This is a genomic window from Parablautia sp. Marseille-Q6255, from assembly GCF_951230155.1.
In the GTDB taxonomy this organism is placed as follows: domain Bacteria; phylum Bacillota; class Clostridia; order Lachnospirales; family Lachnospiraceae; genus Choladousia.
Genome location: NZ_CATNVD010000026.1, coordinates 1 through 15,167, shown reverse-complemented (window position 1 = coordinate 15,167; position 15,167 = coordinate 1). Strand labels below are relative to the sequence as shown.

Annotated in this window: 12 protein-coding genes, 1 other RNA gene and 3 pseudogenes; 1 reads left to right on the top strand and 15 read right to left on the bottom strand. The window is 44.0% G+C overall.

Annotated features, from left to right (window positions below; translation table 11 throughout):
- Nucleotide 1: 1 nt before the first annotated feature.
- From QOX44_RS17205 to QOX44_RS17195, 3 genes are read right to left on the bottom strand one after another with little or no spacing between them, the layout of a single operon-like run.
- On the bottom strand, nucleotides 2-1,300 hold the full coding sequence (locus QOX44_RS17205; RefSeq protein WP_283684962.1) for an NAD(P)/FAD-dependent oxidoreductase: 1,299 nt from the start codon (nucleotides 1,298-1,300) through the stop codon (nucleotides 2-4).
- Nucleotides 1,293-2,804, bottom strand: coding sequence for a sensor histidine kinase (locus tag QOX44_RS17200; RefSeq protein WP_283684960.1), 1,512 nt, complete (start codon nucleotides 2,802-2,804; stop codon nucleotides 1,293-1,295). Before QOX44_RS17200 ends, QOX44_RS17205 begins: the two co-directional genes overlap by 8 nt.
- The gene (locus QOX44_RS17195; RefSeq protein ID WP_283684958.1) at nucleotides 2,804-3,484 is read right to left on the bottom strand and encodes a response regulator transcription factor; all 681 of its coding nucleotides are present in this window, start codon (nucleotides 3,482-3,484) and stop codon (nucleotides 2,804-2,806) included. The genes QOX44_RS17200 and QOX44_RS17195 overlap by 1 nt, the downstream gene beginning before the upstream one ends.
- Before the next feature lie 271 nt (nucleotides 3,485-3,755).
- On the opposite strand from QOX44_RS17195, the gene ssrA reads away from it, so the two are divergent.
- Nucleotides 3,756-4,095: a transfer-messenger RNA gene (gene ssrA, locus QOX44_RS17190) on the top strand.
- Between the two features lie 153 nt (nucleotides 4,096-4,248).
- Here ssrA and QOX44_RS17185 read toward each other — a convergent pair.
- The 12 genes and pseudogenes from QOX44_RS17185 to QOX44_RS17130 form a co-directional block, all read right to left on the bottom strand.
- A complete protein-coding gene (locus QOX44_RS17185) occupies nucleotides 4,249-4,626 on the bottom strand; it encodes a YbaN family protein (RefSeq protein WP_283684956.1) in 378 nt (125 codons plus the stop codon).
- A 74-nt stretch (nucleotides 4,627-4,700) separates the two neighbouring features.
- Nucleotides 4,701-6,341 carry a thiol reductant ABC exporter subunit CydC gene (gene cydC / locus QOX44_RS17180; protein ID WP_283684954.1) on the bottom strand — a complete coding sequence of 547 codons (1,641 nt, stop codon included), beginning with the start codon at nucleotides 6,339-6,341 and terminating at the stop codon, nucleotides 4,701-4,703.
- Nucleotides 6,322-8,126, bottom strand: a pseudogene (locus QOX44_RS17175) (ABC transporter ATP-binding protein/permease). Before QOX44_RS17175 ends, cydC begins: the two are co-directional and overlap by 20 nt.
- 242 nt (nucleotides 8,127-8,368) lie before the next feature.
- Nucleotides 8,369-8,995 carry a hypothetical protein gene (locus QOX44_RS17170; protein WP_442955439.1) on the bottom strand — a complete coding sequence of 209 codons (627 nt, stop codon included), beginning with the start codon at nucleotides 8,993-8,995 and terminating at the stop codon, nucleotides 8,369-8,371.
- A pseudogene (locus tag QOX44_RS17165) lies at nucleotides 8,993-9,199 on the bottom strand (LD-carboxypeptidase); the annotation flags it as partial. The pseudogene QOX44_RS17165 and the gene QOX44_RS17170, both read right to left, overlap by 3 nt.
- Nucleotides 9,200-9,486: 287 nt before the next feature.
- Complete coding sequence (locus QOX44_RS17160; RefSeq protein ID WP_283684953.1) at nucleotides 9,487-9,648, bottom strand: hypothetical protein; 162 nt, start codon at nucleotides 9,646-9,648, stop codon at nucleotides 9,487-9,489.
- Nucleotides 9,649-9,752: 104 nt separating this feature from the next.
- Nucleotides 9,753-9,890 (bottom strand): hypothetical protein, encoded by a 138-nt coding sequence (locus QOX44_RS17155; RefSeq protein WP_283684951.1) that lies wholly within the window; start codon nucleotides 9,888-9,890, stop codon nucleotides 9,753-9,755.
- Between the two features lie 428 nt (nucleotides 9,891-10,318).
- Nucleotides 10,319-11,622 (bottom strand): annotated as a pseudogene (locus tag QOX44_RS17150) (ATP-binding protein).
- Nucleotides 11,623-12,315: 693 nt separating this feature from the next.
- Nucleotides 12,316-13,089 carry a hypothetical protein gene (locus tag QOX44_RS17145; protein WP_283684950.1) on the bottom strand — a complete coding sequence of 258 codons (774 nt, stop codon included), beginning with the start codon at nucleotides 13,087-13,089 and terminating at the stop codon, nucleotides 12,316-12,318.
- Between the two features lie 291 nt (nucleotides 13,090-13,380).
- Nucleotides 13,381-13,599, bottom strand: coding sequence for a hypothetical protein (locus tag QOX44_RS17140; RefSeq protein WP_283684948.1), 219 nt, complete (start codon nucleotides 13,597-13,599; stop codon nucleotides 13,381-13,383).
- On the bottom strand, nucleotides 13,577-14,704 hold the full coding sequence (locus QOX44_RS17135; RefSeq protein ID WP_283684946.1) for a zinc ribbon domain-containing protein: 1,128 nt from the start codon (nucleotides 14,702-14,704) through the stop codon (nucleotides 13,577-13,579). Before QOX44_RS17135 ends, QOX44_RS17140 begins: the two co-directional genes overlap by 23 nt.
- Nucleotides 14,705-14,740: 36 nt before the next feature.
- A complete protein-coding gene (locus QOX44_RS17130) occupies nucleotides 14,741-14,935 on the bottom strand; it encodes a hypothetical protein (RefSeq protein WP_283684945.1) in 195 nt (64 codons plus the stop codon).
- Nucleotides 14,936-15,167 lie beyond the last annotated feature (232 nt).

The window sequence follows — 15,167 nt, the reverse complement described above, 5'->3', positions numbered from 1 at the left end:
TTTAATGATCTGTGCCTTCCTGCATCACACTGCTTCCCGCTGCATATCCTGTAGACCAGGCGATCTGCAGATTAAAACCTCCCGTCACTGCATCCAGATCAAGTACTTCTCCTGCAAAATACAGTCCTGCCACCTTTTTTGATTCCATAGTCGCAGGATTGATCTCTTTTACGCTGACACCGCCGCGTGTAATGATCGCTTCATTATAATCCCTCAGACGCGTCAGTGTCAAAGGAAATTGCTTGGTCAGCGCCACCAGCCGCTGTCTTTCCTCTCTGGAAATGTCATGAACTGCCTTTTCCGGAGGGATCATACTGCGCTCGATCATCACCGGGATCAGCTTTGCCGGAAAAAGATTCCCCAAAACGTTCTTAAACTGTTTGTTTTTTGCCGCCTCGAATTCTCTCAGGATCCGTGCATCCAGCTGCTCCTGAGACAGCGCAGGCTTCAGATCAATATACAGGTCAAGCGGATGTCCCGCCAGCTTTTTCTGGATCTGACTGCTTGCTGTCAGAATCAGCGGTCCGGTCACGCCAAAGTGTGTGAACATCATCTCTCCAAACCCGCGAAAGAGCTCCTTTTTCCCGTCTGTCACCCGTATCTCTATATTGCGAAGCGACAGTCCCTGCAGCCTCTTTGCCCAGTCTCCCTGTGTTTCGATCGGCACAAGAGACGGTGACAGAGGGGTGACGCTGTGTCCCGTCTCCTGTGCAAAGCGATAGCCATCTCCCGTTGATCCCGTCGCACGATAGGAAATACCTCCTGTTGCCACAATGACTGCATCCGCACAGATCTCCTGCCCGGAGCGCAGCCTGATCCCGCGGATGCGGCTGCTGTGCGCCGCCTTCTCTTTGCGCTGCGCTGCATCGGCAGACCCCTCTGCCTGCCCGCACAATACAGCTTCTACCTCCGACTCCAGCATTACATTCACGCCGCATCTCTTCATACTCTCAGAAAGTGCCCGGATCACATCCGAAGAATGATCTGATTCCGGAAATACACGGTTCCCCCGCTCTGTCTTGGTCCTCATCCCCTGTTTTTCAAAAAAGGCGATCGTATCCTGACTCGTAAATCCATAAAATGCACTGTAAAGAAATTTGCGATTGACACAGACCGCCTGAAGCAGTTCCTCCACCTCACAGTCATTTGTCAGATTACATCTTCCTTTTCCCGTAATATAAATCTTCTTTCCAAGCTTTTCATTCTTCTCATAAAGACTGACCTGATGCCCGTTGTGCGCGGCTGCGACCGCTGCCATCATGCCGGCGGCTCCGCCGCCGATCACTGCCACTCTACTCATCTTTCTTCTCCCCGCTCTCCTTTTCCTCTATATCCGAATTTCCATCCTTTAATTCAAACCAGAACGCAACACCATCCTGTGTATTATAAACTCCGTATTTCTGATGAAAAGATTCCATGATCGCTTTTACGATTGAAAGTCCCACTCCGCTGCCGCCGTACTCTCTCGTGCGTGCCTTATCCACCTTATAGAACTTATCCCAGATCCGCCCTATATCCTCCTCCGGGATCTGCTCCCCTGTGTTAAATACGGTCACGCGCACATGATCCGCACTGCACGCCGCTGATACGCGGATCTTGTGTGCTCCTCCGATATGATTGAGGGCATTGCTCAGGTAATTTGTAATAATCTCCTCAACCTTAAATTCATCTCCCCAGACCGGCAGACACGCTTCGCCCTCATAACTGATATCAGCCTCTTTTTGCTGAGCCAGGATTGATACAGACTGTATCTTATTCTGGATCAGGACCGCCAGATCAAAGCGTTCCATCACAATCTGATCATTGCCAAACTCAAGCTGGTTCAGTGTCAGAAGCTTCTGCACGAGCCCGTTCATCTTACCTGCTTCATCCATAATAACGTCACAGTAAAACTCCCGGCTTTCTTCGTCATCATTGATACACTCCTGCAGCCCTTCCGCATATCCCTGGATCAAAGCGATCGGAGTCTTGAGCTCGTGCGACACATTGGAAAGAAACTCCTTGCGCATTTCATCGATCTGCTCCTTGCGCTCAATATCCTTTTGCAGCTCATTATTCGCAGTCAGAAGCTGAGAATACGCCTTCTCCAGGTTCTCCGACATACGATTAAAATGCTCACCAAGCTGTCCGATCTCGTTTCCGCCGCCGCCTGTATACTTTGCATCAAAATCAAGATCTGCCATACGCTTAGAAAGCTCTGTCAGCCGGTTGAGCGGCTGAGTCACACGCTTTGAGACAAACCAGATGATGACGCTTCCAAAAAGAACGCCGATCACACAGATATATTTGATAAACTCATTTGAAATACGCACACTGTCCTGGATTCCTTCAATACTGATCCGCATCAGAAAATAAAAACCCTTATCAAGCCGTCCCCATATCTCAAGGAAATTCAGCCCCAGCTTATCGTCATACTTTTTCTGGATCGTATAATCCTCATTTTCTTCCAGGACCACGCCGCTGTCATAGCCAATCCCATAGCCATTCAGACGAGCCAGAATGATATCCATGTTGTTCATGTTCTTCATCCACATCGTCTCTACATAGTCTTCGTTCGTCACTACAAATGAAATCCCGTTCTCATTGCACATCTGCTCATACGCCTTTGTATCATCCGTGCTCATGATTCCGAAATCATTAATATTTTCGTTCAGCGTCTCATACGCCTCGCGCAGCACCTTCTGCTTCTGGATATAATAGAAATCCTCCAGAAAAAACGTGTTGACCAGAAAGTTGGCAAGAAAAAGCACTACTGTCAATCCCGCAAAAACTACCGTCAACTGCTTCCGAATGGAAATATTCATCAGTCTTCCACCTCGAATTTATATCCCATACCCCAGATCGTTTTGATATAGTCTCCCTTGTCCCCAAGCTTGCTGCGCAGCTTTTTTACATGTGTGTCGATCGTGCGCGCATCTCCAAAATAATCATAGTTCCATACACTGTTCAGTATCTTTTCCCGTGAGAGCGCCAGCCCCTGATTTTCAATAAAATACGTCAGAAGCTCAAATTCCTTATAGCTCAGATCAACACTCTTCCCATCGATCCTGACTTCATGTGCAGCCTTATTCACTTCGATCGCTCCCGCCTTGAGCACATCGTCCGCCGCAAAGCCATTCGTCCTGCGAAGGATCGCTTCCACACGTGCCACCAGGATCTTGGGACTAAATGGCTTTGAAATATACTCATCCACCCCAAGCTCAAATCCCAGAAGCTCATCTCTCTCATCTGATTTTGCCGTAAGCATGATGATCGGCACCTGAGAATATGCTCTTATCTCCCTGCATACCTGCCAGCCGTCCATCTTTGGCATCATCACATCAAGAATAACCAGTGAAATATCCTTATCTGCAAAAAATATATCGATCGCCTTTTCACCGTCTTCCGCTTCAATAACAGCAAAATCCTTTTTTACCAGGAAATCTTTTACAAGCTTGCGCATCCTGCTCTCATCATCTACTACGAGGATCTTCAGTTGTTCCATAACCGCCCACTCCTTTATCCATAATCCGGCTAAGACAGCCTCTCCGCTTTTCTTTGGCTGCCATCCTTTTGTCACAAAATACAACATTCTAAAACTATGTCTGAGTCTACTATACGTTTGTGGCAAATATGTGAACCTTACGGTGTTTTTTACAGCATAAATGATTTTGTCTTTTTTTGCAAGCAGTTACTCCTTGACAAGATTCCTGCTGCGTTCTATACTCTATACAGTCGGTCAAAAAGATATCTGTTTTTGACCCGGCGCCCTGTCGGGGGCAGTAAAGGTTTCGACGGGGGTTATGAAGCTGGAGAAGCTATCCGCAGGTGATGCGTCAACTCACAAATCTAAATATAAACGCTGAAGATAATTTAGCATACGCTGCCTAATGGCAGCTGTCTGACTTAGGGCACCTGCACCTTAAGACCCAGGCATCGACTATGCAGGAAACGACGTATGTTAAGCTTTGCGCATACGGGCGTATCATGAAGCTACTAAAGGCGGCAGGGTGTCAGCTCCCGTCCGCCGGAGGGAATGTAAAAAAACTGACTATGATAGTAGAAGGACAGTGAATTGGCTTTCGGACACGGGTTCGATTCCCGTCTGCTCCACTCAGTACTGCAAGGAGCTGCTGCAAAGTATTCCTTCCAGCCTGCCCAAACGGGTATGCCGGATATACTTTGCAGCAGCTCCTTTGTCATTTTCCTTTGATAAAGATCCGTACCTGCGATCCTGCGAGCACCGGCTTTTTTGTACCCTGCCTCATTTTACCGAATCGTCTTTACCACAAAACAAAAATAAAAAATATGAAGCAGCCACACTCCCAGAAGTACTGCGCATCCCATGACAATCCCCTGCAGCCCCATCACCGTAAAGCCAAGACTCATAAGAAGCGTCACTGTCGTCAAAATGCGGCATTTCGTTTTTCGGGTCATACCACGTCCCGCGGCAAAGTCCTCCAGATTATTTTTATACAGCTTCGTATTTTTAAACCATCCATGCAATCTTTCCGAACTTCTGGCAAAGCAGACAGCCGCAAGCATCAGAAATGGAACAGTCGGGAGTATCGGCAGGAGGGCTCCCGCCGCCCCCAGCCCAATACCGATCCAGCCCGCTGCCATATATAAGATTCGTTTTATCTTCATATGATTTTCTCCTGTCGTTTACTCTCTGTTTTATTTTGTAATCCACTCCGCGCGCCTTGAGAATACCCGGTCCATCAGCTCATTCTTCCTGATTCTACGCAGTACACTCTGTCCGCGATCCCCATCGTTGATTTTCTGTGCGATACCAGAATGATTGTTCTGCCCCGGCGTTCTTCGTGAAGTGACTTCAGAACAACTGCCTCATTCAGGCTGTCGAGATTTGAAGTCGGTTCATCAAGAAGCAAAAACGGCGCGTTGTGTAAAAATGCTCTCGCCAGTCCGATCCGCTGCCGTTCACCGCCTGAGAGTGTATCGCCAAGCTCTCCTACCGGTGTGTCATACCCCTTCGGCAGTCCCATGATAAAATCATGGACAGATGCTTTTTTGCAGGCGCTTATCATCTCTTCCTCTGTCGCATCCAGCTTCGCAACACGCAGATTATTGCGGATCGAATCATGAAACAGATGTGTTTCCTGCGTGACAAAGCTCTCCATGCCCCGCAGATCTGAGGTGTTGATCTTTTCTATATTTCTGCCGGAAATTCTGACCGTCCCCTGCTGCACGCTCCAAAACCGCATAAGAAGTCGAAGCAGCGTCGATTTTCCGCTTCCTGATCGACCGGAAATCCCCGTAATCTGTCCCTTCGGAATATCAACAGAAAGATCATCCAGAATCTTTTCTTCTCCATAAGTAAAAGAAATATGCTCTGCCGCAGCGCCATGAAATTCTGCCGACGGCTGTCCGCAAATCTCCTCCACCACAGGACTCTCACTGAGAATATCAAGAACACGCCTGCCTGCCGCCAGCGTATTTTGCAGCGTAGACCCAAGCGCTGAGAGCGAGACAAACGGCCCAAATGAGCTCATAAGCGCCAGTGTCACAGTGAGCGCCGCCGAAAAGCCGCACACATGGACGGCAATAATCAGCATTGCCAGATCAAAAAGGAGGATCACTGCTCCAGTCACCGCACTGCTCCAGCCTGCAATGCGCTTCATCCGTTCTTCCTCGGCAGACAGCTCCTGTGTCTTCTTCCTTATCTGATCCAGCCTGTGTGTCTCCTGTCCGTACTGTAATGTCTCGGAAAGTCCGCGGAGAGAGTCCAGCACAAAACCTGACAGCTCGCCCGTTTTTTGTCGAAGGCGCATTCCGTTCTCCCCAAAAATCCGCGAAGTAAACAGGGGGATCACCATACCGACGCACACATACGCCCCCAGGGCGAGAAATCCAAGTCCGCTGTGATAGCTGCCGATAAACATACTCATCACAGCCGCAAACACTGCTGCAATGCAGACCGGTGAAATCGTATGCGCGTAAAATACTTCCAGGAGCTCAATATCTGCAGTAATGATACTGATCAGCTCTCCCCTGTCTCTGCCCTCCAGCTTTGCCGGACAAAGCCTGCGCAGCGAAGCAAATACGCGGTCACGGATAAGCGCGAGCAGCTTAAAGGCAATGAAATGATTGCACGCCTGCTCCGCGTAGCGCAAAAGTCCTCTCAGCACCGCAAAAAGAACGATCACCCCGAACAAAAGCCTCAGATCTCCTATTCCGTCCGGATTCAGAACACGCAGTACTGCAAATCCTCCAAAAACCGTTAAAAACGCCGCGCAAAGATGGCCTGCCACTCCCATCAAAACGGCCAAAAACATATATCCCCTCAGCGGTTTTACAAGTCCGATCAGCCGCATCATAATTTTAGCTCCATCTGTCTTCATTACCGCGCACCTCCTTTGTGTAATTCTCAAGCTCCTGCTGTATCCCCCAAAGCTCCCGATAAACCGGACACGAAGCAAGCAGCTCCTGATGCGTTCCGCTTCCTGCCACATTTCCCTCTTTCATCACATAAATCCGGTCTGCCGGTACTGCATTTGCAAGCCTGTGCGAGATCAGTATCACTGTTTTCGTTTCTGACAGCTTATAAATCTGCTCCATGATGTCATTTTCACTCTCTACATCAATGTTAGAAGTCGCCTCATCAAAAATATAGACCGGGCTGTCGTGGAGCAGCGCTCTTGCCAGCGCGAGACGCTGCCGCTGCCCTCCGGAAAGGTTTGATGCCCGCTCCTGCAAATGCGTGTCCAGCCCCTCCTCTGCCCGGAGAAACTCTGCAAGCCTCACCTGCTCCAGCACATCCCAAAGCGCCACATCTTCTGCTTCTGGAGACGCCATCAGCAAATTTTCACGTACAGTGCCCTTAAACAGATAGCTCTGATGACTGATATACGTGATATCTTTCATCAGGCTCGCTTCTGAAATCTCTGAAAGAGGTATACCTGCAAGCATTACCCTGCCCTGATACCCCTTATTTCTCCCTGCAAGGATGGATGCAAGCGTTGATTTTCCACAGCCGCTCTCCCCCACAATCGCCGTAAAACTACCTTCAGGGAATGTCATTTTCACACCGTGAAGGATTTCTCTCTGTGCAGTATACCCATAGCGCAGATTATTGCAGCAGATCATGCCGGGCTCTTCCATAGCTGCGCTGTGCGGCTCATGCACGGTCGTTTCGTTACTCTCCTGTGCAATCCCCGTCTGACGCTCGGGCTCGGGCAGATCCATCAATCGGAAAATCTTTTCTGACGCCGCCATGCCATTCATCGCAATGTGAAAAAATGATCCGAGCAGGCGCATCGGCAAAAAAAACTCAGCCGCAAGCAAAATAGTCAGCAGACATCCCGCAAGCTCTATGCGTCCTGCCTGAAGCTGCAGCACAGAAAGAATCACTCCCGCCGCTGTACCGCCATAAGCTACCAGATCCATGATCGTAATAGAGTTTAACTGCATCGTCAGTACCTTCATCGTAATCCTGCGGAACCGCTCACTTTGCTCCCTCATTTCCTGCTGCTTAAAGCCATCAGACTGATAGATTTTTGTTGTCGTCAGCCCCTGAAGATTTTCCAGAAAAGTGTCTCCAAGAGACGTATACTGATCCCAGTATTTTCCCAGTAGCCTCTTGGCCCAGCGCTGTATCACTATGATAGTGACCGGGATCAGCGGCACGCAGATCAGCAGCACAACCGCTGCCGGCAGATTTACAAAACCAAGCACAAAGAATAAGGTAAGCGGGGCAAGCATCGCATAAAAAAACTGCGGCAGATACGCGCCAAAATACGTCTCCAGCTGATCAACCCCTTCTACTGCCACCTGTACAATCTCGCTTGTTGATACCTGCTCTTTGTAAGACGGCCCAAGGCGCACCAGCTTGGAGTAGATCATTTCCCGAAGCTTTCCTTTTACCGCTTTTGCACTCAGATAACTCATCCGGCTTGAAAGAACTGCACACATAAACCGTACCGCGATCGCAGTAGCCATAAGGAAAATCATATTCATTTTATCGCTGCGTCCTCCCCCTCCTGTCCCCGCATACATGCGCTGCAGCAGATCTGCAACAGAAAACATCAGCATAATATTCGCCGCAAGTGCCATCCACTGCAGCGCACATTCACCGCAATATACTTCCTGCTCTCTTTGACTGTACCAATCAGTCGCCTGTTCATCATCATAAAAAATCATCTCGCTTTCTGTTTATATTACCGAAAGTTTTACCTATCTTTTATTAGTCTTAACTAACTCATAGTCAAAAAAATAAAGCTCACAGGCTTTATTTTCTATCTGATGAACTCTTTCCATCCAGCTTTCCAAGTTAGTTTTCGCTAACATTTTAGGAGTATACCATTCCTGTCAAAAAAAATCAACCATTTTTTTAGAAATCCAGCTTAGTGTGAGCACCGCGAGCACGATCTTATTCAAATTCAAAGGGAGTTTCCAAAAGTGACAGACATTTATTCGTTGCATCAAGTTCCACTTCACAGCCAATAGGCAGCGTAAGCATTGGATGTGTATGACAGCAATCAAACTCTGCTAAAAATGGAATATGACAGCCATCTAACACCTCTAATAAAATCTCATACGGTTTTCTTCCAGTTCCGTTATCATCAAATTTTTCGTGTTTGCCAAGCACAATTCCGCTTATTTTTTCAAACACACCCGCCAGCTTTAACATAGAAAATGATCTTTCAATTGTACAGGCATCCTTCAGAGAATCTTCAATAAACAGAATATCTCCTTTCCTGATTTCCGGCATATATTCTGTTCCGAAGAAGCCTTCCATTGTATTTAAGTTTCCGCCTATCAATCGGCCTCTGCAAATGCCGGGATTCACACATACCCAATTATTTGTATATTCTGTCTTTCCCCTGTCCTGCTGACTCCAGTCAATAAATTCATCCGTCCAGACAGATGGCATTTTATATTCATACGGTAATTCGAAGTCACCAGAAATAACAGCCTTAAAACTATTATATGTCCAGTCAACAAATGGAGGAAATTCCCCAAAAGAAGATGCTAAGGCAGGGCCATAAAAAGTCACAAGTCCTGTTTTTGCATATATTCCCATTAATAATGCTGTCGTATCTGAATAACCAATAATTATTTTAGGATGATGCATTAAATATTCATAATCAATATAGGGCAAAATTGAGTTTGTATTATTACCTCCAATAGCTGCCATTAATACTTGTATTTTTTCATTGTACAATAACTGATTAAATTCTGCGGCTCGCTCTTTAATACTGCCAGAACGATAATAGCGTCAATGGACAAGGGGCAACACGCCTCACGCCATGTAATTTCGCATATTTTCTACGTTATCCTCAGCCGGCGTACGTCCAGTACGCCTCCATCGTCTGCCTTGAAAATAGGCGAAATTCCGATGGCTGAGGTCGGAGAATCAGAAATAGTTCGATTTGTGCCCCTGCAAGGCACTTGAACGACGCGTACTGGACGTACGCGGAGCAAAAGTAACGGCGCAGGAGCGCAAATTCGGACATTTCTGACCGTGTTGTCCCCTGTTCACTGACGCTAATCCTGTTTTTTATAAAGAATTCCATCAACAACGTCAATGCCTTTCGATTGTAAATATTCTTTTCCTCTCCTATACCGAACAGGGACCGTTGCAGATATAGGTGAAGAAGATGAGAAAACACCTATAGTCAATTTATCTTTCAATTTTTTATTCTTCATTCCAACAACTCCTTATTAACTTCCAGATTTTTTCAATCCCTACGCCGCAATATTCTTTATATAGTGCGGTCGCAATCTCACATCCAGACTGTATCCTTATCTCTCTATTTTTTATCTTTCAAGCCGTTTTCAAGCTCGCTTTCCACCATATCTCTTTTTCCCACTACTCTGATTTCTGTTCCATTGGCATCTATTTTCATATTCTTCATACCCCAGCCAGCCTTCCTACTGGTCTTTTTCATTTTTTCTTAACTCTTTCATTTATTTCAGAGTATACCATATCTTATAAAATTAAAATAAGAAAATTTTCAATTAATTTCCCATCATACTGATAACAGAAACCTGATAACAAGAATTGATATAATCCCCTAAATTTTGACATAAATACAGCAGGCAATCCTATAGACTGCCCGCCATATGTAAAATAATCCGTATCAAATTTTTCTTATTCCCACTCGAGCGCCAGACCTTTAATTCCTCGTGATAAACCGCACTGTTAATACGCTTTTCATCCACATAGTCTACAGACTTCAGGACTACTGCAAATAAATAATTCACGGAGGCTAACACAATAGAAAAATATATTCACAATAACAACAATTATGTTGACAAATTATTACTGATTACAGCTGTTCTTCTTTTCTAATGCCAACCCAATCAGTCGATTTGTTTATCCGCCAGCGAACAGTGGAATATTCAGCACATCATCATCGAGTTTCAGATTGCTCAAGGAAAAGCGCACACGGAGTTTCACCTTATCCGGGAACAGCTCCTTGAATTTTTCAGGCTCTTGCTGGATGTGTTGGTTTCAGATTTGACCTCCACCGGAAAAGAAACCAAAATACTTTCCTCCTGCTGAATCAGGAAATCCACCTCATAAGGAGGATTACTCTGTGCCCAGTAGCGGGGAACCACTTCAAACTGCGTCACCAAAGACTGCAGTACGAAGTTCTCGGTCAATGCACCCTTGAACTCGGTAAACAGTCGATTGCCTTCACCAAAGGCAGTAGGAGCCAACTGCGCCAGACGGCGGAGAAGACCAACATCCACCAGATAAATCTTAAAAGCAGACAGGTCATCGTAAGCTGCCACTGGCAGACCGGGAGCGCTGCTGCGGTAGATTTTATGCACCAAGCGGGCATCTACCAGCCACTGCAGAGCATCCTCGTATTCACGGGCTCTGGCACCTTCTTTGACTACCTTATAGAGGAATTTTTTATTCTCCCTTGCCAACTGCGATGGAATGGATTTCCAGATCATCGAGATCTTCGGGAACTCGCTGATATTGGGGTGTTTTGCAAAGTCACGTTCGTATGCACCGATGATATTGGACAACGCTTCCTGCATGGCGGCAACATCACGGGCTTTTGTCCACATGAAAACGGATTCTGGCATACCACCGGTGACATAGTACATCTTCAGTTTCTCGCACAGAGGATTGAAGAACGCATCGGGGATGGGATCAAGGTTATCCCAACTCTCCAAGCAAGCCAGCAGATTATCATCGCCATTGGCAAGCAGGAATTCCTCGAAGCTCATGGGATCAATCTGCATGAAGTTGACCTTGCCCACAGGGAAAGAAGACGGCTTCGCCAGCGCAATGCCCAGCAGAGAACCGGCACAGGCAACGTGATACTGCGGAGCGTTCTCGCAGAAATACTTCATGGAGTTGATAACTTTCGGGCAATCCTGCACCTCGTCAAAAATAATGAGCGTCTTATCCGGTACAATCTTCTGACCGCTGGCCAGCATCAGGTTCTGCAGGATGCGGTCAACATCCTTAGTGGTCTCGAAGAATTGCTTGTATTCCTCGTTTTCATCAAAGTTAAAATAAGCAGTATTTTCATAGTAACGCTTGCCGAACTCTTTCAGAATCCATGTTTTGCCTACCTGACGCACGCCCTTCAGAATTAGGGGCTTGCGATAAGGAGAGTTCTTCCAGTCCAGCAGTTTTTTCAAAATAAATCGTTCCATAAATATACTCCTCCACATTTTTATTGGAGTTTTAGTGGTTTCTAATCACATTTTTATTATATTTGAAGCCAATCAAAATTACAACCCCTATCACAAAATTATATGCATTTTCCGGCTTTTTAATCACACTTTTATAAGAAGTAATGGTGGGGTATACAAAATATGGGCTGAACTCCGAAAAATTCAGCCCATATATTAACCAATATTCTTTACAAATTTACCTGACATTATCCCTCATGTGTGTTTTTCCTCTATGGCGGGAGAAGTATTCCCACCGGCTGTTTCTATCGACGACTTCCTCGTACCGGCGCAGTTTGTTGCAGAGATCTTTATTCTCCTGCTCCAGTTGTCCGGTGCGGAGATCACCACGAATGGACTTATATTATTCAAACTCGACAATTACTAATCAATTTTGTTTAGAGATTATTTATTGTCGGGTTTCTATTTCTTTTGATTATTTGATTTATCCATATTATCCTGCCTATATGAGCTAATGTTATCATTTTGTTATCGGCATTGATAACACACGCTCTGAAACTGTGGATAACAGCAATATGTTCCGATTCAAATTATAAGCGACTTTGCTTAGAAAATCAACACCCTATACTTAAAATACGTCCCATTTAATCTGCTATGATAAATCGGCTTCCTATATTCCTTGACTTCATGGATCCTTACAACTACTTCACTGCATTATTTATTCTTTTTCTCACATTCCTTCATTGCACGCATTACCTCTGTTGTATCATCAATAAAATCATTTGGTTTAAATCTATAATCATTGTAATATCTTATATCCACCCAATTATTTATATAATTTACCAGATCTTCCTTTATTGCATCAAATGATCTCCAAAAACGTTCTTTGTCATAATCTTTTTCCAATGTGATTTTTGCCGCATAAAATTCAAATCTATAATCTGCAAGAATTCCCCTTAATTCTTCATCATATATTCCATTAATGTTCAAAATATATTGTTGACTGTCTATCTGCTTAAGGGCTTTTTCAATTTCCTCTATACTAAGCCTTAATTGCTCATAAAAAAAATACATTAATTCCGCTTGCCTGTTATCATCACATTCAGCAAATTTAATTTTTACTATCTCATACCATTCTATCCAAGTATGCTCTTCCTGATAATAATCTTTGTCTTTATAGGCAATACCGCACAAACGTGCCCATGTCTTCACATACCACATTATTTGACTTTTTAAATCAATATATACTGCATCATATACACTATTTGCTTTTTCATTTTTTTCTTTAATATTTCCGACTTCAATCAACAAAGCAACAAGTGTAGACGCTACACATCCAAATCCTAAATTCTTGAATATATCTGAAATAAGACTACGTGTAATATCATTCCAAATAGCCGCAACAATCATTATTAATAGAGATATTCCGCCAATTAAACCGTACATTTTCCAATTCATTTTATATGGATTATCAATATGTCTTTTCAACTTCTATTTCCTCTTTATCACTTTTTTCTACAAGAAAATCAACTGTTCTATCAAATAAACATTCTATACAGTAATCTACGCTCAAATTTCACTACAATATCCGCCACATTTAGGACATCTTGGAATCATCCCTAAACAGAGTCCACCGTTACCATATCTGCGAAACTCAGGACTGCAAGTATTGCATTTGAAATCGCCATAGTCACTTGCTGAAACGCCATGCCCAAAGCAACAACTAGGACATGGTGGACAACCATAACCATTAAAAATTATTCTAAATTTGATGGTATATTATTTTTTATTAACAAAATGTTTCACACCTGGTACTATTGATAAAACCATTACGCCTACCCCTAAACAAAGCTCCATAGTTTCTCTTCTTGCTTTCGCTCTTTCTCTACGGCAATTATCGCAATAATTATATCTATTTGTGCTTCTTAATGGAGCTCCGCACTTTTTACAAACTCTTTCTTCGACTGCTTCCTCGTTATTCTTTTTCTTTCGACTCATTCTCTGTATCCTCCGCTATCCTCAAAACATTCTGTCCACTTATCATGTTGCTTGCATCAAAATTTGTAATACGTTCAGAAATCATCATAAACTCATTGACAATAGGAATTTTCTGTTGAGGTGTATTTTCATTCAACAGAAGAAGTGTATCTCTGTCATCAAGATGATTTTCTGTTATAAAGTGCTTAAATTGCAACAAACTTTCTTTACTTGACTCAAATTCGCCTAATATAGCATATCCCTCACATTCAACCTGTACAGAATTAGTTATCGCTACTAAGTCTTGAAATGAATCTGATACTTTTTGAGGAATATCTCGCCCCTTTTTGCCCTCAATGAACAGTTGGACATCATTCTTCTCTGAATTATCAGAAATAAATCGCAAATTCTCACTGAAGTTTCTCATTAACACTCTTTTGGCTTCAGTAGCCGCATCAATTGCATTCAGAATAGCAATCTCTCTTAACTTAGTGTCCTGAATTTTAGCCGCAAATCTCATTTTGTCCCTTGCACTTTCAGCCAAAGCAATTCTATCATTTTGAAGTTCAATATGTATACCTCTGATTGCATCGCCTACACATTCAATTTCATCAAGTATTTGTGCCATAGCCGCATGTGTAGCAAGATTGTTCATAGAGTTTGCCAACTCAGGAGAAAGCGACATTTCCTCCAGTCGCACCTGTTTCACAATGCCCTCCGAATCTCGAATAGTTGGCAATATTTCTCCCTGCTTATCAATGGTAAAGCGATATACGCCTCTGTCAATAAGCTCTTTTACATATTTGTCCATCTTGGCGACAAGAATATTCTCTTTTTTGGCCATTTGCTGTATAACATCAGCAATAGCAGGTATTGTCCGTTCAACATTCTTCCACTGGCCAAAAAACTGAACAAGACTTTTATTATCTTCAACTGCAACAACGCTCAGATTTCCGTTAGCTGGTTTCCACTCCTCTATATCATAACAAAAAGTTGGTACTATTTCGTATGTATCCTGTTCGCTAATCGGGCGTAAGTTGTCCTCACTCATAAAGCCACAGTGCGGACAGATTCTTGCTTTATCCGATATTTTTGTACCACACTCTGGGCAAAGTATCAAACTCATCTTTATTCCTCGCTCTAATATTTATAATAATTTGTCTTACAAAGAAACACCTATTGCATCAAAAATCTTTTTTGCATTATCCTCATCATATTCATAATAAGCAGCACCTACATTCCCGCTTGAAAAGAACACGGTATATCCATTTTTATTTCGTGATATTCTGCATATCATATTTGTATTGATAATTGTGTCTTCTTTAGTTTTTTTATCTTTTACTTTTATAAATGCCATGTTAATCATCTCTCCTCGATACTCATTCTGTAATTTGACTTCTTTTTAATATTATACACAAAAACACTGCTTTTTTCAATTTCACTAATCCATTCACAAAAACAGTGTTACTGTCAAGTAATCGTTGGCAAATTTTTTCATACATGATTTATCATACGCCCGTTCAGGATACAGGCAACGCTGCTAACGCATTCTCGCTCCATTTCGCTCGCAGCGGAAGCTGACCTCATCC

Bases quoted from the DNA above. Each gene is read 5' to 3' on its own strand.
- QOX44_RS17205 (WP_283684962.1), bottom strand. From the start codon at position 1,300: ATGAGTAGAGTGGCAGTGATCGGCGGCGGAGCCGCCGGCATGATGGCA.
- QOX44_RS17200 (WP_283684960.1), bottom strand. From the start codon at position 2,804: ATGAATATTTCCATTCGGAAGCAGTTGACGGTAGTTTTTGCGGGATTG.
- QOX44_RS17195 (WP_283684958.1), bottom strand. From the start codon at position 3,484: ATGGAACAACTGAAGATCCTCGTAGTAGATGATGAGAGCAGGATGCGC.
- QOX44_RS17185 (WP_283684956.1), bottom strand. From the start codon at position 4,626: ATGAAGATAAAACGAATCTTATATATGGCAGCGGGCTGGATCGGTATT.
- cydC (WP_283684954.1), bottom strand. From the start codon at position 6,341: ATGAAGACAGATGGAGCTAAAATTATGATGCGGCTGATCGGACTTGTA.
- QOX44_RS17160 (WP_283684953.1), bottom strand. From the start codon at position 9,648: ATGAAGAATAAAAAATTGAAAGATAAATTGACTATAGGTGTTTTCTCA.
- QOX44_RS17155 (WP_283684951.1), bottom strand. From the start codon at position 9,890: ATGAAAAAGACCAGTAGGAAGGCTGGCTGGGGTATGAAGAATATGAAA.
- QOX44_RS17140 (WP_283684948.1), bottom strand. From the start codon at position 13,599: ATGAGTCGAAAGAAAAAGAATAACGAGGAAGCAGTCGAAGAAAGAGTT.
- QOX44_RS17135 (WP_283684946.1), bottom strand. From the start codon at position 14,704: ATGAGTTTGATACTTTGCCCAGAGTGTGGTACAAAAATATCGGATAAA.
- QOX44_RS17130 (WP_283684945.1), bottom strand. From the start codon at position 14,935: ATGGCATTTATAAAAGTAAAAGATAAAAAAACTAAAGAAGACACAATT.